General features: G+C 62.2%; 19 protein-coding genes and 2 tRNA genes. 19 read left to right on the forward strand and 2 right to left on the reverse strand.

Going from position 1 to position 17,470, the window contains the following annotated elements; all coding sequences use genetic code 11:
• Positions 1 to 2: 2 nt before the first annotated feature.
• From OES25_09305 to OES25_09335, 7 genes are all read left to right on the forward strand, one after another.
• Positions 3 to 662, forward strand: a complete 660-nt coding sequence (locus tag OES25_09305; protein ID MDH3627839.1) for a protein-L-isoaspartate(D-aspartate) O-methyltransferase — start codon at positions 3 to 5, stop codon at positions 660 to 662.
• Complete coding sequence (locus OES25_09310; GenBank protein MDH3627840.1) at positions 659 to 1,279, forward strand: DedA family protein; 621 nt, start codon at positions 659 to 661, stop codon at positions 1,277 to 1,279. The genes OES25_09305 and OES25_09310 overlap by 4 nt, the downstream gene beginning before the upstream one ends.
• Positions 1,280 to 1,349: 70 nt before the next feature.
• Positions 1,350 to 1,426: transfer RNA gene (locus OES25_09315), tRNA-Pro, on the forward strand.
• Positions 1,427 to 1,450: 24 nt separating this feature from the next.
• Entirely contained in the window at positions 1,451 to 2,269 is an 819-nt protein-coding gene (locus tag OES25_09320; GenBank protein ID MDH3627841.1) for an RNA methyltransferase, read from the forward strand.
• A gap of 46 nt (positions 2,270 to 2,315) precedes the next feature.
• Positions 2,316 to 2,843: an adenine phosphoribosyltransferase gene (locus OES25_09325; GenBank protein MDH3627842.1), complete on the forward strand. Its 528-nt coding sequence runs from the start codon at positions 2,316 to 2,318 to the stop codon at positions 2,841 to 2,843.
• Positions 2,844 to 2,868: 25 nt separating this feature from the next.
• Positions 2,869 to 2,945: transfer RNA gene (locus OES25_09330), tRNA-Arg, on the forward strand.
• A gap of 19 nt (positions 2,946 to 2,964) precedes the next feature.
• A complete protein-coding gene (locus OES25_09335; GenBank protein MDH3627843.1) occupies positions 2,965 to 3,636 on the forward strand; it encodes a tetratricopeptide repeat protein in 672 nt (223 codons plus the stop codon).
• Between the two features lie 9 nt (positions 3,637 to 3,645).
• Here OES25_09335 and OES25_09340 read toward each other — a convergent pair whose 3' ends face one another.
• The gene (locus OES25_09340; GenBank protein ID MDH3627844.1) at positions 3,646 to 4,077 is read right to left on the reverse strand and encodes a single-stranded DNA-binding protein; all 432 of its coding nucleotides are present in this window, start codon (positions 4,075 to 4,077) and stop codon (positions 3,646 to 3,648) included.
• Positions 4,078 to 4,210: 133 nt separating this feature from the next.
• On the opposite strand from OES25_09340, the gene dtd reads away from it, so the two are divergent.
• From dtd to OES25_09360, 4 genes are all read left to right on the forward strand, one after another.
• Positions 4,211 to 4,678 carry a D-aminoacyl-tRNA deacylase gene (gene dtd, locus OES25_09345; protein ID MDH3627845.1) on the forward strand — a complete coding sequence of 156 codons (468 nt, stop codon included), beginning with the start codon at positions 4,211 to 4,213 and terminating at the stop codon, positions 4,676 to 4,678.
• Positions 4,668 to 5,558 (forward strand): site-specific tyrosine recombinase XerD, encoded by an 891-nt coding sequence (xerD, locus tag OES25_09350; GenBank protein MDH3627846.1) that lies wholly within the window; start codon positions 4,668 to 4,670, stop codon positions 5,556 to 5,558. Before dtd ends, xerD begins: the two co-directional genes overlap by 11 nt.
• Positions 5,551 to 6,516, forward strand: a complete 966-nt coding sequence (locus OES25_09355; protein ID MDH3627847.1) for a hypothetical protein — start codon at positions 5,551 to 5,553, stop codon at positions 6,514 to 6,516. The genes xerD and OES25_09355 overlap by 8 nt, the downstream gene beginning before the upstream one ends.
• A 65-nt stretch (positions 6,517 to 6,581) precedes the next feature.
• On the forward strand, positions 6,582 to 7,529 hold the full coding sequence (locus tag OES25_09360) for an acetyl-CoA carboxylase carboxyltransferase subunit alpha (GenBank protein MDH3627848.1): 948 nt from the start codon (positions 6,582 to 6,584) through the stop codon (positions 7,527 to 7,529).
• On the opposite strand, the gene mazG is transcribed toward OES25_09360, so the two are convergent.
• Positions 7,526 to 8,323, reverse strand: coding sequence for a nucleoside triphosphate pyrophosphohydrolase (mazG, locus tag OES25_09365; protein ID MDH3627849.1), 798 nt, complete (start codon positions 8,321 to 8,323; stop codon positions 7,526 to 7,528). The genes OES25_09360 and mazG overlap by 4 nt on opposite strands.
• A 175-nt stretch (positions 8,324 to 8,498) precedes the next feature.
• On the opposite strand from mazG, the gene OES25_09370 reads away from it, so the two are divergent.
• The 8 genes from OES25_09370 to OES25_09405 all read left to right on the forward strand — a co-directional run bounded on the left by OES25_09370 (position 8,499) and on the right by OES25_09405 (position 17,468).
• Positions 8,499 to 8,990, forward strand: a complete 492-nt coding sequence (locus OES25_09370) for a DUF1844 domain-containing protein (GenBank protein ID MDH3627850.1) — start codon at positions 8,499 to 8,501, stop codon at positions 8,988 to 8,990.
• Between the two features lie 123 nt (positions 8,991 to 9,113).
• Complete coding sequence (locus tag OES25_09375) at positions 9,114 to 11,099, forward strand: tetratricopeptide repeat protein (GenBank protein MDH3627851.1); 1,986 nt, start codon at positions 9,114 to 9,116, stop codon at positions 11,097 to 11,099.
• On the forward strand, positions 11,100 to 12,371 hold the full coding sequence (locus OES25_09380; protein MDH3627852.1) for a DUF4388 domain-containing protein: 1,272 nt from the start codon (positions 11,100 to 11,102) through the stop codon (positions 12,369 to 12,371). It begins immediately after the preceding gene.
• Positions 12,372 to 12,497: 126 nt separating this feature from the next.
• Positions 12,498 to 14,417: a molecular chaperone DnaK gene (dnaK, locus tag OES25_09385; GenBank protein MDH3627853.1), complete on the forward strand. Its 1,920-nt coding sequence runs from the start codon at positions 12,498 to 12,500 to the stop codon at positions 14,415 to 14,417.
• Between the two features lie 122 nt (positions 14,418 to 14,539).
• Positions 14,540 to 14,986 carry an Hsp20/alpha crystallin family protein gene (locus OES25_09390; protein ID MDH3627854.1) on the forward strand — a complete coding sequence of 149 codons (447 nt, stop codon included), beginning with the start codon at positions 14,540 to 14,542 and terminating at the stop codon, positions 14,984 to 14,986.
• Positions 14,987 to 15,058: 72 nt separating this feature from the next.
• Entirely contained in the window at positions 15,059 to 15,916 is an 858-nt protein-coding gene (locus tag OES25_09395; GenBank protein ID MDH3627855.1) for an RNA polymerase sigma factor RpoD/SigA, read from the forward strand.
• Positions 15,917 to 15,991: 75 nt separating this feature from the next.
• Positions 15,992 to 16,684, forward strand: coding sequence for an ATP-binding protein (locus OES25_09400; protein ID MDH3627856.1), 693 nt, complete (start codon positions 15,992 to 15,994; stop codon positions 16,682 to 16,684).
• Positions 16,677 to 17,468 carry an enoyl-CoA hydratase-related protein gene (locus OES25_09405; protein MDH3627857.1) on the forward strand — a complete coding sequence of 264 codons (792 nt, stop codon included), beginning with the start codon at positions 16,677 to 16,679 and terminating at the stop codon, positions 17,466 to 17,468. The genes OES25_09400 and OES25_09405 overlap by 8 nt, the downstream gene beginning before the upstream one ends.
• The last annotated feature ends 2 nt before the right edge of the window (positions 17,469 to 17,470 follow it).

Below are 17,470 nucleotides of genomic sequence, written 5' to 3' on the forward strand. Positions count from 1 at the left end.
TCGTGTCAAACCCGAGGGAGAGTCGCGGACGCGGGCACCTGGTTCAGGATCTGGCCAAGAAGGGGATCCGCAGTCGCCGCGTGCTGGACTCCATCGGCCAGACCCCCCGTGAGCGATTCGTCGAAGAGGCGTTGGCCGGCAAGGCGTACAACGACGTATCGCTTCCCATCGGGGAAGCACAGACCATCTCCCAACCCTGGATCGTCGCGCGGATGACGGAACTACTCGAACCCGACGGATCGGGTGGCGATGTCCTGGAGATCGGTACCGGGTCGGGCTATCAGGCCGCGATCCTGTCCCATCTGTTCTCCAGGGTGTTCACGGTCGAGCGCATCGCGGCCCTGTCGCAGAGGGCGCGACGGACCCTTCGCGAACTCTCAATCGAAAATGTTCACTTCAAGATCTTTGACGGAACGTATGGGTGGGGTGAGTTTGCCCCGTACCGCGGAATTCTGGTGACCGCCGCGTCGCCGTCCGTTCCTGAGCCCCTCCTGTCGCAGTTGGCCGACGGTGGCCATCTTGTGGTTCCCGTCGCCGATCCGGCGTCGTCGCGACAACAGATCCTGACACGCGTGACGCGTGAGGGAGATCGCTTCATCGAGGAGGTTCACGGGGGCTGTCGGTTTGTTCCGCTTATCGGTCGATATGGGTATGACAAATGACCGCATCCGCGCCGCCACGCGCCAACTTCATTCGACGCCTCTATGACTGGGTCCTGAAGTGGGCCGAACATCGTCACGCTCAGTCGGCTCTCTTCATCATGGCGTTTGCCGAGGCATCGTTCTTCCTTGTTCCTCCGGACGTCCTACTGATGGCCATGTCGGTCGCGCGTCCTCTTCGCGCGTTCCGTTTCGCAGCGATCGCAACGGTGGGTTCCGTGACCGGAGGGCTTGCCGGCTACGCCATCGGATGGGGACTCTGGGGAAGCCTCGAACCCTTTGCGTACGAGCATCTAGGCCTGCTCGGTTTGACGCCCTCGAACTTCGCGCACGTTCAAGCGATGTATGCCGACAACGCTTTCGTCTCACTGTTCGTGGCCGGTTTTACGCCAATCCCATTTAAGGTATTCACGATCGCAGCCGGCGTCTTCGGCATCCCGCTTCCGGTGTTCGTGCTGGCATCGATCATCGGACGAGGCAGTCGCTTCTTCCTGGTCGGTGGACTGATCCGCGTTCTGGGTCCCACGGTGAAGCCGTGGCTCGAGCGTCACCTGGGATGGTTGACCGTGATCTTCAGCATCCTGTTGATCGGTGGCATGCTATTGCTGGCCCGGCTCTAGACGGTAAGGGGATCGGCTGGATTGGCAGCAGGGCCCTCATGTTGGTACTATTTGCGGGATTCAAGAGGGTCGGGGTGTAGCGCAGCCTGGTAGCGCACCTGCTTCGGGTGCAGGGGGTCGGAGGTTCAAATCCTCTCGCCCCGACCAAACTTGAAATCCTCTTACCGGATCATGTCTCCCAAACCTCAGCAACGGAACTGGCTGGCGGAACTCGAGCGGGCCTACACGCCTCGGGGGCGCGATGCGTCGGGTCGGTTTGTCATCGAGGGTTGGCGTCTTCACGAGCGTGCACTCCGCGCAGGTCAAGAACCGGTTGCGGTATTCATCGGTGCAGCCGCAAGGCGTGACACCGACGAGGCTCGACAGGCTCTTGTTGCGAGACTCGAGGAACGGGGCATCCCGATCGTCGACCTTGACGAATCGTCCCTTCAGCGTCTGGTCGGGGCAAGGGGGCAGGGCGAACTGTTGGGGTTGATGCCGATTCCTCCGGCGCCACAGATCGGAGAGCTTGTGCAGGCCGGTACGGTTCGACTCCTCGTCTGCAGCCAGCTCGAGGATCCCGGAAACGCAGGCGCATTGATACGAACCGCGCTGGCCTCAGGTATCACCGGGGTCGTCGCGGTAGGTGGGACGGACCCGTTCCATCCACGAGCCGTCCGTGTCTCTCGCGGAAGCGTGTTTCGAATTCCGATCGTCCGCGTTCCCGAGGCGACCGAGGTCCTGGACCTTCTTCAGGCGCACGAGATCGTCTCGTACGGGGCCGTCTCACGGGGTGGCACGCCTCTGCCCGACGTTCCCGTGCCGACCGCGTCCTGGGCCGTCTGGATGGGGTCAGAGTCCCAGGGACTCCCCAGGACACTCATCGAGCGACTCGAGCATCGTCTCAGTATTCCGATGGGGGACGCCATCGACTCGTATTCCGTCCATGCCGCGGCGGCAATCGTGCTGTACGCGCTGGGTTCCTTGCAGCCCCGCCAAGGGAGTGTGTAGGATGCCCCGCGCCTCCAAAACGGTTGCGAACCATTGTGGGAACCCGATGCTGCTGACCGATCTCAAGAAATCGATTCGTCGAGTGGACGATTTCCCGAAGCCGGGCATTCGGTTCTACGATCTCTCAACGCTCTTCAGAGACGGGAAGGCGTTCGGCGTCGCCATCGACAAGATGGTAGAGCGCTACCGTGACCAACCGATCGACGCCATCGCCGGCATCGAGGCCCGTGGGTTCGTGATCGCTGCGGCGCTGGCCCACAAACTGGAACTCGGAATCATCATGGTCCGAAAGGTCGGTAAGCTGCCGCATGTCACCGAGAGGGAGACCTACTCCCTGGAATACGGTGAGGCCGAGATCGAAATTCATCGGGATGCCGTCGAACCCGGTGAGCGTGTGATCATCGTCGATGATGTCCTGGCGACCGGTGGCACGGCGTCCGCCGCAGGACGCCTCGTCAAGACACTCGGTGGAAGAGTGGACGGATACGCGTTCCTCGCCGAATTGGATTTTCTTTCGGGGCGGGGGAGGCTGGAACCGGAGCCGGTCTTCAGCCTCTTGCGTTACGATTCATGAACACATTGTGGAAAACGGCCGGGATGGGCCTGTAGCTCAGTTGGATAGAGCAGGACTCTCCTAAAGTCAAGGTCGGGGGTTCGACTCCCTCCAGGCCCACCAGTCGAGACGGAGCGAGAAAATGGCGAAAGGTCTTTCGAGAAAAGAGCTGAAGCAAGACGAGATCAAGGAAGCGGCGTTCGAGCTGGGACACTGGATCGAGGAGCACCTCAAGACGCTGTTGATCGGCGTCGGTGCGGTCGTCGTCGTCGCGGCACTGGTCGGAGGGGGATTCTGGCTCAAGCACCGAAGTCTTGCGGATGCCCGCGCGCGGGTCTCTGTTGCTATCGACACTTACGGCGACCTGGAACAATCCGGATTTGTCGATGGCGCTGCCCTGGAGGCGCTCACCGCGGATTTCAAGGAACTTTCGGGTTCCAGCGCTCCGGGTAAAATGGCGACCTACTATCAGGCCCTCGCCCTGGCTGAAGCGGATCGTCGGGACGACGCGATCGCGCTGCTCGAACCGCTCACGGCATCGACGGTCGAGCCAAAGACACTGATGGCCGCTGCGGTTCGTTTTCTGGGAGAGTGCTACATGCGCTCGGGCCGCGATGACGAGGCGGTGGCGCTGCTGGAGAAGCAACTGACGGCAGACGGATCCCTTGCTCCGGAGCTTGCGCTTCTTGAGTTGGCCCGTATCGCTCGAGCGAATGGCCAGATCGAAACGGCCACCGATTATCTCAAACGAATCCGGGACGAGTACCCCGAAACCGCCGCGGCGCAGGAAGCCAGCGGTCTCCTGGGTACGTAGAGCGGGACTCTAGAACGGAATATCGTCTTCGCTGTAGCCGGGCGCATCGCCCGAGCCTGCAGCGGGAGCCGCACCGGCCGCAGCGGGCACGTCCGCCCTGGCGCCGTCCGGGCGCGCGCCGAGGGCCTGCACACGTTGCGCGCGTACTTCGGTGGTGTAGCGCTTGTTGCCGTCACGGTCGGTCCACTCCCGCGTCTGCAGGGAGCCTTCGATGTAGACCTGACGTCCCTTCTTGAGGTATTCGCCGACAAATTCGGCCTGCTTCGCCCAGACCACGATCCGATGCCACTCGGTCTTTTCCTTCTTCTCTCCCGAGGGATCCGACCAACGCTCCGTCGTGGCCATGGTGAAGTTGGCAACCGGCGTTCCTCCGGTGGTGTAACGGATCTCGGGATCCTTTCCAAGATTCCCGATCAGGATGACTTTGTTGATGCTTGCCATGAGTGACTCCGTGCGACGTTCAGGCTGAATGGGAAGACGATAGTATACCGTTGGCACGGGGAAAACCGAAGAGAACCGATCGTGGGTTTCGACCCAGAAACCGGCGTGGGGGCGGTTTGCGGGAGGTAGCTCGATGAAAGCGTTGATCCAGCGGGTCCGAACGGCGAGCGTGCGGGTTGCCGGGGCGACGATCGCCGGCATCGACCACGGCATCCTCGTGCTCCTGGGCGTGGAAATCGGCGATGACGTGGCCGACGCCGTTCGATTGGCGGAACGGACCGTCCACCTGAGGATCTTCCCCGACGATCAGGGCAAGATGAACAACGATCTGGTCGGCTCCGGCGGACAGGCCCTGGTCGTGTCGCAGTTCACGTTGCTGGCTGATACCCGGCGGGGGCGTCGGCCGTCGTATACTCGGGCAGCCGCTCCCGGAGTTGCCGAGGCGTTGTACGAGCGTTACGCCCGGGCAATAGCGGATCTCGGAGTGCGGGTCGAACGCGGGCAGTTTCGTGCGATGATGGATGTAGAGTTGGTCAACGATGGACCGGTCACCTTGATGCTGGAGTCCGTCGGGAGAGGGGACGAGGGTCGTGGCGCGTAAGGAGTCCCTCGTCGAGCGATACCTGGACCACCTCGTCGTGGAAAAGGGTCTGGCGCCGAACACGCTTGCGGCCTATCGCAGTGACCTCAATCGATTGATCGACTCCATGGGAAAGAAGCGTCCGTTGGAGGACGCATCCAAGGAAGATCTTCACGCGGCCATGCGTGCCATGCGACTCGACGGCCGCTCACCGCGCTCTGTCGCTCGTTGGGTCGTCGCCGTACGCCGGTTCTTCGCCTACCTCTGTGCAGAGAAGGTGATCGACGACGATCCGGCGAGACATCTGGAGGCGCCGAAGACCTGGCGCACGCTGCCGAAGGTCTTGAGCTGCGAACAGGTCGTGGGCCTGCTGGCGGCTCCCGATCGTCGTACCCCGCGTGGGCTCCGTGACTCGGCGATGCTGGAGGTTCTCTACGCGACAGGGCTGCGGGTCAGCGAACTGTTGACGCTGCGGCTAGGCGATCTGCATCTGGACGCCGGCTATCTGCGTTGTTGGGGGAAGGGCTCGAAGGAGCGCGTGGTCCCTATGGGTGGGCAGGCCGATGGCGCGATCCAACGCTATCTGGCAGAGGGCCGCCCCGCTTTACTCAACGACAAGCGCACCGACTGTCTCTTCGTCAATCGGCTTGGCGCGTCACTGAGTCGGCAGGGCTTCTGGAAGATCATCAAGGGTTATGGTCGTCTCGCGGAGATCGACATACCTCTCTCGCCGCATGTCATGCGTCATTCGTTCGCGACCCACCTGCTGGAAAACGGCGCCGACCTGAGATCGGTCCAGATGATGCTGGGTCACGCGGACATCTCGACCACCCAGATCTACACCCACGTCAATCGCGAGCGCCTGAAGAGACTCTACAAGGACTTTCATCCGCGTGCGTGACCAACCCGCCGGCCGGTTGCTGGCGCGGTTGCGACCGACCCAACGAACATTTCTCGGCGACGTCGATCGAGTGGACGACGGTGTAGGTGGGCGGTGCTTTCTCGTCGGCGGTGCGATCCGTGACCTGCTGCTCGATCGTGAACCGCTGGATCTCGATCTCATCGTCGAGGACGACATCGAAGCGGTGATTCGTCGCCTCGAGTCTTCCTACCCGATGAACGTCGAACGCATCACCCCACGCTTCGGAACCGCGCGTTGTGATGTCGACGGTGTCGGCATCGTCGATCTGGCCCAGCCGCGGAGCGAGGTCTATGCAAGACCGGGGGCGTTGCCGGATGTCAGTCCCGGTTCACTCGAACACGATCTTGCGCGTCGTGATTTTTCGATCAACGCCATCGCCTGCCGCGCCAACGGGGAGGGAGCACTTCTCGATCCTCACGAGGGCGTGGCGGATATCGAGGCTCGAACCCTGCGGGCCCTTCACGACCGATCCATGCTCGATGACCCGACACGGATGCTTCGCGCGGCTCGCTACGGCGTCCGTCTCGGATTGCGTCCGAGCGACGCTCTCCGCCAATCTATGCAACAGGCGATTGCCGCAGGTGTGCTTTTCGAGATCTCCGCAAGCCGTCGATCAAGAGAGCTACAGTTACTCTGGCGAGGTCCCCGGGTCATCGCGTCCGCGGAAACGCTGGTTCAGTTCGGGCTGTGGGAGCCGCTGTTCGCGTGCGAGGCCCCGTCCGAGGCCGAGTTGGACGCTCTCCGCCTCCTCGCGGAGCGCTGGCCCGATCCTGAGAGTCGCTGGGTCGCCATCCTGGCCCTGATCCCTGCGCGGCGTGGTGCGACCGTACGCGACGCGATCTTGAGAAACTACGAGTTTCCGCGTTCGCTTCGTTCTCTTCTCACGAGTGATCCGGACCGGCTGGAACGATGCCTTCGCGGCGACGAGCTTCCGTGAAGCTTGACAGGTCTGCGGAGCATCGATTATCCCTGTTGGGTCCGTTGCCGGATCGAGAGGAGTCCATGGGCGAAAACAGCTTTGAAGAGCCGATCCTGGACCTCGAGCGACGTATCGAATCTCTCTCCGGTGTCGGCGATGACGACGCGACGGAACAGCAGCGAATCGAGCTTCAACGACAATTGGCCTCCATGCGGGAGACGATCTTCGCGTCGCTGTCTCCGTGGCAGAAGACGCTCGTGGCTCGCCACCCTCGACGCCCGTACACGCTGAACTACATCGAACAGATGATCGAAGGGTTTGGCGAGATTCACGGGGATCGTAAGTATGCGGACGATCCCGCGATCGTCTGCGGGTTCGGACGGTTTCGCGGTACACCTGTCCTCGTGGTCGGACATCAGAAGGGTCGCGACACCAAGGAGAAGATTCGGCGGAACTTCGGGATGCCGCGCCCCGAGGGTTATCGAACGGCCATTCGCGCCATGCGTCTCGCGGAGAAGTTTCGTCGCCCGATCATCACGTTCATCGATACTCCGGGCGCGTATCCCGGTATCGGTGCGGAAGAGCGCGGGCAGGCCGAGGCGATCGCTTTCAACCTTCGAGAGATGGCCAAGCTGACGGTACCGGTCATCGCCACGGTCACCGGCGAAGGGGGCAGCGGCGGCGCGCTAGCCCTCGGCGTCGGAAACCGGGTCAACATGCTGGAGTTCGCGATCTACTCGGTCATCAGCCCCGAGGGGTGTGCGGCGATCCTCTGGCGGGACCCGCAAAAGAACCGGGAGGCCGCCGAGGCGATGGGGATAACGGCCCAGGACCTTCTGAAGTTCGACATCATCGACGAGATCGTTCCCGAGGTGACCGGAGGCGCCCATGTGGATCCTGTCGAACAGGCGCGGCGTCTGGGAGACGTCCTCGAGCGACAGTTGGCGGAGCTGACGCCGTTGGATGGAGAGGCGCTGGTGCGGGGACGCTACGATCGATTCCGTCGACTCGGGGTCATCGACGTCGGCTAGCCTTCGGCCTTCTTCGCGTCTTGCCACAGGGCCTCGAGGGACGCCATGTCCAACCCATCGATCGTGCGCTCGGACTCTCTGACCCGTTGCTCGACCCAACGGAAACGACGGCGAAACTTCCGGTTGGCCGCCTCGAGAGAGGCTTCGGCATCGGCATCGAGGTGACGGGCCAGCATCGCGGTCGAGAACAGCACATCCCCCAGCTCCTCACGAACATCGTCACTTGATCCGGACTCCATCGCCTGATTCAGTTCCGCGATCTCGGATTGCACCTGACGCATGACAGCCGCCGCGTCGGGCCAATCGAACCCCACGCGGGCCGCTCGATCGCCAAGCCGCTGAGCCTTGGGGAGGGCCGGCAGGGGAGCCGGCAAACCATCGAGGACCGATCGGAACGCCGCTCCCTCCTTCGTGGGACCCTTCTCTCTGGACTTGATCTCCTCCCAGGCCCGTAGGACGTCGGTGGACGTCTCGGCCTTGGCATCGGCAAAAACGTGGGGATGACGTCGGATCATCTTCTCTGAGATTCCGCGGACGACGTCGGCGGCCGTGAACGCCTGGCGTTCCTTTCCGATCCGCGCCAGAAAGACGATCTGAAAGAGCAGATCGCCCAGTTCCTCCCGGAGCGCATCACAGTCGTCCCGGTCCAGGGCCTCGACCACCTCGTAGCATTCCTCGATCAGGTAGCCACGGAGGGTCGCGAAGGTCTGTTCGCGGTCCCAGGGACAGCCGTCGTCCGAGCGGAGGCGATCCATGATTTCCACCAGATTTTCAAACTTTTCCGGTGGAGCCATCGATTCCGTCCCTTCCTTGACTTGCCTCTGACGGGGACACAGATTTGTGATTCAGGGTCGACTATCGGTCGTCGCCAGGACCAGGGCGCGTCGTTTGGTACGGCGGAAAGCGCAATGGTACCATCCTCACCGACACCGGAATCTCTCCGGTTTCGGGCGAATTTCGGGGATGGAAATGGCAGATCGTGAACGGACCCGCGGTAGCGAAAACCAGGAAGCCGGTTCCGAGATCAAGGTCACGGATCGTAGGCTCTTCACCCCGGACGGGAAGCTCCGGGAGGCGTTGGAGGAGAGCGAGGAAGAATCTTCGTCCAAACCCTCAGGGGAGGATTCCAGCGAACCGGTTGAGGCGTCCGAGACCGACACACCCGGATTCGAACATCGATCGCTGGACGAACCGGAAGGCGTGGACTTTACGATGTTGATCAATGCCATGGCACAACCGGCACTGATCTTCCTCGGAGAGATCCCGTATCCCGGGTCGGGCAAACCGGAAGTGAATCTCGAGCAGGCCGCTCTTCAGATCGATCTGCTCGATCTACTTCGCATCCGGTGCCGCGGCAATCTCAGTCCCCAGGAAGAAGGGCTCTTGGAGCGAATGCTGTACCAGCTGCGGATGCTCTTCGTGGCGCGCAAGGGTACCCCGAGTCCCGACTCGGAGCCCTGATCGCCCGTCCCCGCAGCCTCACGGCAATTTTCTCGCGCGAGGCATGAAGGGGACAATCGAGTGACGACCGCCCGGCGGGTCTGGTGCGGAATTTCGGCAGCGCGCTGTCGAAGAATCCTGCAGTTGTCACTCCTGGTCTGCTTGATGTCCACCGCCGGGCTCTCTTTCGCTCAGGAAGTTGAGACCGGTGTCATCCGCCTCGGTGGCAAGCCCAACCCATCCATCGATATTCCGACTCCCCGTGTCGAGTCGGCCAAGCGTTCGTTCGATTTTCAATCCTTCGAGACCCGCCTGGATTCTCTGTGGTTCCAGAGGAAGGCGCTCTCCGCCGACGGGCGCTTCGAAGACGCCGCCGCGATGGGCGTCCAGATCGGTAGCTTCTCCGACGAGGAGGGAGTCCATCAACTCTCCAAGCTCTCCGGCGCGTTGCTGCGCGAGACCGAACGCTGGATCCAGGAGGGGAACTTCGATCAGGCGATGGCGACCCTGGAGCTGGCGGAGAGTTTTGACGCCGGGCACCCTCAGATCCATCGAGCACGGGCTGCAGTCCACTGGAACCGCGGGGACCATCTCGCCGCGATCGGCGATTGGTTCCGTGCGCAACGCGCGGCCGTGGTTCGATCGGTGGGGGATCTGAGTCTGCTCAATCGGATGGCGTTCCTGCTCTTGATCGCAGTCCTCGTCAGTGGCGTGGTCTTCGGCCTGACGATGGTGTTCCGTTACCAGATTCCCTTCAGGCACGAGGTCGAGGAGTGGGTGGTTCAGCGGATGCCCGCGCATTGGTCGCGGCCGCTCGGCTGGGCGGTCCTGCTGGCACCTCTGGTGCTGTGGTTCGCCGCCGGCTGGATGATCCTGTACTGGATCGCCGCCTGCTATCGATTCATGAAGCGGGGCGAACGCATCGCCGCCGTCGTTCTTGTTCTATTGCTGGCGTTGAGCGTACCGGCCTATCGGGTCATCGTCGGCCTGTACGGCATGAGCTCGGATCCGGTCGTCCAGCACACCGTGGGTGCCGCGGACGGCGCCTATTCGCCGGAACGCATCCTCGAGATCGAGGCTCTGGCCGAGTCCTATCCCGAGGACCCGGTCTATCAGTTCCTCCTGGCGGGGTTGTACAAGAACGGTCGCTACTTCGAGGAGGCGTTCGCTTCCTATCGTCGCGCGCTGGAGTTGGACCCGACCCTCGAGCAGGCCTACGTCAACGTGGGCAACATCTTCTACACCACGGGTCAGTTCTCGGAGGCCATCGCCCAGTACAACCATGCCATCGAGGTGCAGCCGAAGATGGCGTTGGCATACTTCAATCGTCACCTGGCTCAATCCGAGGCCTTCGACTTTGACGATTCAAGAGAATCGCTGGCCAAGGCTCGCGCCATCGACTCGAAGCAAGTGGCGGCGATCATGCAGATCGCCTCCGGCGACACGGGCGAACGATCGACCGTTCTGGACGCGGACCTGGAGACGGGATCGGTCTGGCGTGCCGCACTTGAAGGGCGCAAGCCCCGCGCCTGGGCCGGCGAGGAACCGCCCAGGGGCTCGTGGCTGACCCGACAGTTCTTGAATCCGATCACCATCGTCTCGATCCTGCTCCTCGGCCTCTTCGCGGCGCTCACGTTCTTCAGTGACCCGGAGTCGGTCGCACGCCGCTGCATCCGATGCGGTGGACCCTTCTGCCTGTACTGCAAGAGTGGTCGCGAGGGTCACGAGTATTGCAGCCAGTGTCATCATCTGTTCGTTCTTGGCGATGGGTTGGCACCCGAAGCGAAGTCCCTCAAGCTCTACGAAGTCGAACGCCATGAGCGTTGGACCCGTAGCGCACGGAAGGCGCTCTCCTGGTTCCTGCCGGGAATGGGAGCCTTACTCCGCGGTCACACGTTGCTGGGCTTCGCGCTGGTAGTCGCGTGGTTCGTCTTCTTCTTTGCCTGGCAACCGGTCGCCCTTCAGCCACTCGGTGCACTTCTGAACCTGGATCTTCGGTTCGATCTTCTTGGCACCGCGTCGTTGCCCGCCGTCTTCACGGTTCAGCCTCTGGCGCTCGTCGGGATCGTCGGGCTGGTCTCGATCTGGCTGGGTGCCAATGTGCGTCGCCGACGACGGGGGGTCGCATAGATGGCCCTGCAAGGCACGATCGGAGACTTCGGTCTAGCGGACATCTTCCAGCTTATCGGCATCCAGAGGAAGACCGGCGTCCTCGAATTGGACAACGGGGAGGATGGCGTCGCCGTCAAGTTCCTCGATGGTCACGTCGTTGGCGCCGATCTCCGAGCCTGCGGCGTCGAGACGCTACTGGGTAACGTGCTCGTGCGGACCGGCCGCATCACCGAGAAACAGCTTCAGGAATCGTTGGCGGTTCAGAAGAAGACACTCCAACGGCTTGGCTACGTCCTGGTCCGACGGGAGCTGATCGACGAAGACGACCTCGTCGAGGCGTTGCGCGTGCAGTCGCTCCAGATCGTCTATCGACTCTTCCGCTGGCGCGTCGGCAGCTATTCGTTCAAGACCGCCGACGACATCGACTACGACAGCAAACACTTCGCACCGATTAGCGCCGAGACCATCCTGATGGAAGGCGCGCGAATGATCGACGAGTGGCCGATCATCGAGCGTCGAATCAAAAACGACCAGATGATCCTGCGTCCTACCGAGGCGGCTAAAGATCTCGACCTCGGGATGACGGCGATGGTCGAGGAAGACTTCGACATCGATCTGGCCTTCGATCCCGATGGAGCGGCGGCCGCCGCGAAGAAGCCCGTCGACGCCCTGCAGCTCTCCGGCGAGGAGCAAGAAGTTCTGCTGCTGGTCGATGGAGTTCGCACCGTCGGGGAGGTCAACGACCGTTCGACGCTGGGAGAGTTCGACACCTTCAGGATCCTCTCGGACCTGATGACTCGCAGCCTGGTCGAAGTCGTCGAGAAGCCGACGGCGGCCAACATCCCGAAGAAGCCGGCCGGGCTCCTGCAGAAACTGTTTGTCGTCGTCTCCCTCACGGTGGTCTTCGGAGCCGCGTTGATCGGGCTCGTGAGCCTGTCCTCCAACCCCCTGGCTCCCTGGCGGCTGACGGGGAGCGACACCGCCTCCCGCGAACTCCGCGCCTATGCCTCTCAGGCACGGGTCGATCGTCTTGACGAGGCCCTGCAGGTCTTCTATCTCGATGCGGGCACCTTCCCCGAGAGTCTCGAACTCCTGGCCGTCGGTGGCTACCTCCCGGAGTACGCCCTCTCGGACCCCTGGGGACGCCTCTACGGCTACCGGCTGTCCGACGGCGGATTCCAGATCTTCGGGATGGACGCCGACGGCGAGCCCAGCCCGACGCTGACGTTCTCTCGGAGCTTCACCCCCACCCAGCGGATGATGATGGGTGTCGGGCAGGACGACGAATAACCCGCCTTTCCGCCGCGGATCTACTTTTTGCCGTCCCCACGGGCTTGACAGCCCATTTCGGCCGTCTTAACCCGCCGCCATCGAGAAAATTTTGGGCCCCGGCGGGGCCATTTCGGAGACCAAGTCATGGGAAAAATCATCGGAATCGACCTTGGCACCACCAACTCGGTGGTCGCCGTCATGGAGGCCGGGAAGGCCACCGTCATCACGAACCCCGAGGGGAACCGGATCACCCCATCGGTGGTCGCCATCAACGACAAGGGTGAGCGACTGGTCGGGCAGGTCGCCAAACGGCAGGCGATCACCAACCCCGAGAACACGATCTACTCCACGAAGCGATTCATCGGTCGCAAGTTTGCGGAGGTGCAAGACGAGATCAAGATGGTCCCGTATCACGTGGAGGCCGCCGACAACGGCGACGTCGTCGTGAAGATCCAGGACAAGAACTATCCGCCCTCGGAGATCGCGGGGATGGTGCTTCGCAAGCTCAAAGAGGCCGCCGAGGCCCATCTCGGTGAAGAAGTCACGCAGGCCGTCATCACGGTACCGGCGTACTTCAACGACGCGCAGCGTCAGGCCACCAAGGACGCGGGGCGAATCGCCGGGTTGCAGGTCGAGCGGATCGTCAACGAGCCGACGGCTGCAGCGCTGGCCTACGGGCTGGACAAGAAGACGGACGAGACGATCGTCGTCTTCGACTTCGGTGGAGGTACGTTCGACGTATCGGTCCTCGAGGTCGGTGAGGGCGTCGTCGAGGTCAAGGCGACTCACGGCGACACCCACCTGGGTGGCGACGACATCGATCAGCGCCTGATCGAGTGGATCGTCGGTGAGTTCAAGAGTGAGCAGGGGATCGACCTCTCGCAAGACAAGATGGCACTTCAGCGCCTCAAAGAGGCCGCCGAGAAGGCGAAGTGCGAGCTCTCGTCCGTGACCGAGACCGAGATCAATCTGCCCTTCATAACGGCAGACGCGTCCGGCCCCAAGCATCTCCAGCTGAAGCTGAATCGCGCTCGTTTCGAGCAGCTCGTCGACGACCTGTTGAAGCGAACCCTGAAGCCCTGCGAAAAAGCCCTGTCCGACGCCGGAATCGAACCCGGCGAAATCGACGAGGTCGTGCTGGTCGGTGGCTCCACCCGAATCCCGATGATCCAGGAGATGGTGACGGAGTTCTTCAAGCGTGAGCCCCACAAGGGCGTCAACCCCGACGAGGTCGTCGCCTTCGGCGCGGCGATCCAGGCCGGAGTCCTGGGTGGCGACGTCAAGGACATCCTGCTCCTGGACGTCACCCCGTTGACCCTGGGCATCGAGACGCTGGGCGGGGTCTGTCACAAGCTGATCGCCAGAAACACGACCATCCCGACCCGGAAGAGCGAGGTCTTCTCAACGGCCGCCGACGGGCAGACCAGCGTTGAGGTTCATGTGCTTCAGGGCGAACGCGAGATGGCGAACTCCAACAAGACTCTCGGTAAGTTCCATCTGACGGATATTCCGCCGGCACCCCGTGGGATTCCCCAGATCGAGGTCGCCTTCGACCTGGACGCCAACGGGATCGTCAACGTCTCGGCCAAGGATCTCGGCACCGGCAAGGAGCAGAAGATCACGATCACGGCATCCTCGGGTCTCGACAAGGACTCGATCGAGCAGATGGTTCAGGATGCCGAGAGTCACGCCGAGGAGGACAAGACGGCACGCGAGGTCGCCGATGCCCGCAACAAGGCGGACCAGCTGGTCTACTCCGTCGAGAAGAGCCTCGGTGAGGCCGGGGATCAACTGGACGAGGCCGAGCGGACGGAAGTCGACACCGCCCTCACGGCCGCCAAGGCCGCGCTCGAGAAGGGGGATGCCGACGAGATCCTTCAGACATCCGAGGCTCTCGAGAAGGCGTCCCATCGTCTTGCCGAGCAGATGTACAAGAGCCAGGCAGCGGCCGCCGGTGCCGCAGGCCCCGAGGCCTCCGGTGACGCCGGGGCGACGACCGACGGATCCAACGACGATGACGTCATCGATGCGGAGGTCGTGGACACCGAATCGTCGAAGAACTGATCTTTCGAAGGGAGGCGGGCCGCAGGCCCGCCTCTTTTCCGTTATCATGGGCTCGCCTCGCCCGGTTGGGCCCGGTGATAGATCGCTGCCCCGTCGATAGACGGGTCGGATGGGGACGACGGATGGCTCAAAAGGAACGCGACCCGCTGGACGAAATGCTCGGCGTGCAAAAGCGGCTCAACAACCTCTTCGAGAATGCCCTGACCAGGACCGAGTTCGAGGCCCACGGCGGCCTCGAGTACTGGACGCCTGTGGCCGACATCTTCGCCGCCGACGACACGTTCCAGGTCTTCCTGGAGCTTCCCGGCCTACAGCAGGACCAGATCGAACTCCGCATCGATGGCGAGCAGCTGGTCGTCGAGGGAGAGCGTCGGGCCGAGCGAGAGGCCGACGGCCGACGTTTCCATCGGGTCGAGCGCTCATCCGGACGATTCATGCGACGGATCGACCTTCCCGCCGACGCCGATCGCGACCAGATCGACGCCGCTTTCGAGAACGGCCTGCTCCAGGTCACGCTTCCGCGCACACGCAACCCAAAACCGGGCCCCATCCGGGTGAAAATCCGCTAGTCACCCTCTCGGGTGGCTCCCGTTCCACGTTGCGGCAGGTGTTATACTGCCGCTCGCTTTCAGCAAGGAACCATGGAAGAGAAACGCGAAGAACCGCGGGTTGCGAGTTCCGAGTCCCTGAAGAAGTACCTCAAGGAGATTTCGCGGCTTACGCGGATCACTCCCCAGGAGGAAAAGGATCTCGGCCGCAAGATCGCCAAGGGCGACGCCAAGGCCCTGCGTCGGTTGGTCGAGGCCAATCTGCGGTTTGTGGTGTCGTACGCAAAACGTTATCGAGGTTGCGGCCTCTCCTTCCTGGATCTGATCAATGAAGGCAATATCGGCCTGATCGAGGCGGCCAAGCGTTTCGATCCGGACAAGGGTGTGAAGTTCATCACCTACGCCGTCTGGTGGGTCCGGCAGGCGATCATCCACGCCCTCTCCGATCAGAGCGGCGCCTTCCGTCTCCCGCAGAAACAGGCCAACCTGCTCTACCGGATCGGCAAGGCGCAGTCGCAGATGCGGATCGAGTTGAAGCGCATCCCATCGACCGAAGAGATCGCCGAGCGGATGGAAGTTCCGGTCAAGGATGTCACCAACCTGCTGCTGGTCGCGGACGAGAATATCTCGCTCTCGGCGGTGATCGACGAGGAACACGATTTCCATCTCTCCGACAAGATCGAGCAAGAGACGATGCCCTCGGCAGACTTCGTCCTTCTCCGCAATTCACTGAAGACACTCCTGCGTAATGCCCTGACCGAATTGGACCCCAAAGAGGAACGGGTGGTCCGCCAACGATTCGGGCTGGACGGCTCGGATCCCAAGACGCTCAAGGAGATCGGCGAGATGTTGAATCTCTCCCGAGAGCGGATCCGGCAGATCGAGGCGCAGGCCCTCGAGAAATTGCATCGATCGCACAAGTGTCAGCAGCTACGTGGTTACCTGAACTAGGACGAGGCAGTTTTGGCGTCCGAGTGCCCCATCTGCAACGGAACGGGATTCGCGCTGAGCACCGCGGATGGCGGCGTGATCAACTCGGTGCGCTGCGAGTGTGAGAAGGAGCGTCTCGCCGATAAGCTCCTGCGGCGCGCAAAAATCCCGAAGCGCTACGCGCATTGCAGGTTTGATTCGTTCGAGCCTTCCAACGAAACGCTCGCGCCTGCGCTCCATCTTTGCCAAGGTTGGGTCGATGGATTCCTCTCGCAGAAGCAGGGAATGCTGTTGATGGGGCCTCCCGGAACTGGCAAGACGCATCTAGCCGTGTCCATGGCGCGTGAGGTTGTTGAGCGCTACAAGCAAACGGTTCTTTTTTATGAACAGCGTGCACTCTTCAAAGCACTCCAGGCGACATTTGACGATGGCGGGGTTAAGGAGGCAGAGGTCTTGCGTCCGGTTTTGGATTGCGACCTGTTAGTCCTTGACGATCTGGGTGCCGGCCGGACCACCCATTGGGGCAAAGACGTACTGCACGACATAATCGCGCAGCGTTACAACGACGAACGCCTGGTAATAATCACGACAAACCTCACATGGGCGAAGGAACATTCGGTTCCCAGTTCGGACCGAAGAGACCTTCCGACATCGCTACAAGATCGGCTCGGCGATCCGCTTCTTTCGCGACTCAGCGAGATGTGTGAGATCCTTAAATTGAAAGGGCGCGATTATCGTGCTCACGAGAAGAAGTATCCAAACCGTGCGGACGGAAAACACGATGTCTGAAGCCGCCTTCGAATTCCTCAAGATTCAGATTGATTCACACATCGGCTGGTTAACAATCGACCGCCCAAAGAAGCTCAACGCCTTAAATCGGCGGGTGATGGAAGAGATCGACGCGGCCGTCGCTGATGCCATCGACGACGGCAGTGTCGGCGTCCTCGTGATCACCGGAAGTGGTGAGAAGGCGTTCGTGGCCGGTGCCGACATCGCCGAGATGGCGTCGATGGATCCGGCGGAGGCGCAGCGATTCTCCGGGTTCCTTCAGCGAGTCCTCGCGAGGATCGAGCGTTCCCCGAAGCCGGTGATCGCCGCGGTTAACGGATTTGCGTTGGGCGGCGGTTGTGAGCTGGCGCTGGCCTGTCATCTCCGCATCGCGGCGGAGAACGCACGCTTCGGACAACCGGAAGTCGGCCTCGGTCTGATGCCCGGCGCCGGTGGAACCATTCGACTTCCACGCATCGTGGGTCGCGGTCATGCGCTGGACCTGATTCTCCGTGGGCAGATGATCGACGCCACCGAGGCCCACCGGATCGGCCTCGCCAATCGGGTCGTGCCCGCGGCGGAGCTCACCGAGACGGTCGAGCAGTACGCCAAGGGGCTGTTGAAGATGGGCCCCCAGGCGGTCTCTCGTTGCCTCGAGGCGGTGATCTCGGGCGCCGAGACTTCGCAGGACGAGGCGATGCGGCTCGAGTCCAGCCTGTTTGGTCTATGTTTCGCCACCGAGGACATGCAGGAGGGGACCACCGCGTTTCTCGAAAAGCGGAAGGCCTCTTTCAAGGGTCGCTGACC

The sequence above is a fragment of the Acidobacteriota bacterium genome (assembly GCA_029861955.1).
Taxonomy (GTDB): Bacteria; Acidobacteriota; Polarisedimenticolia; order Polarisedimenticolales; family Polarisedimenticolaceae; genus JAOTYK01.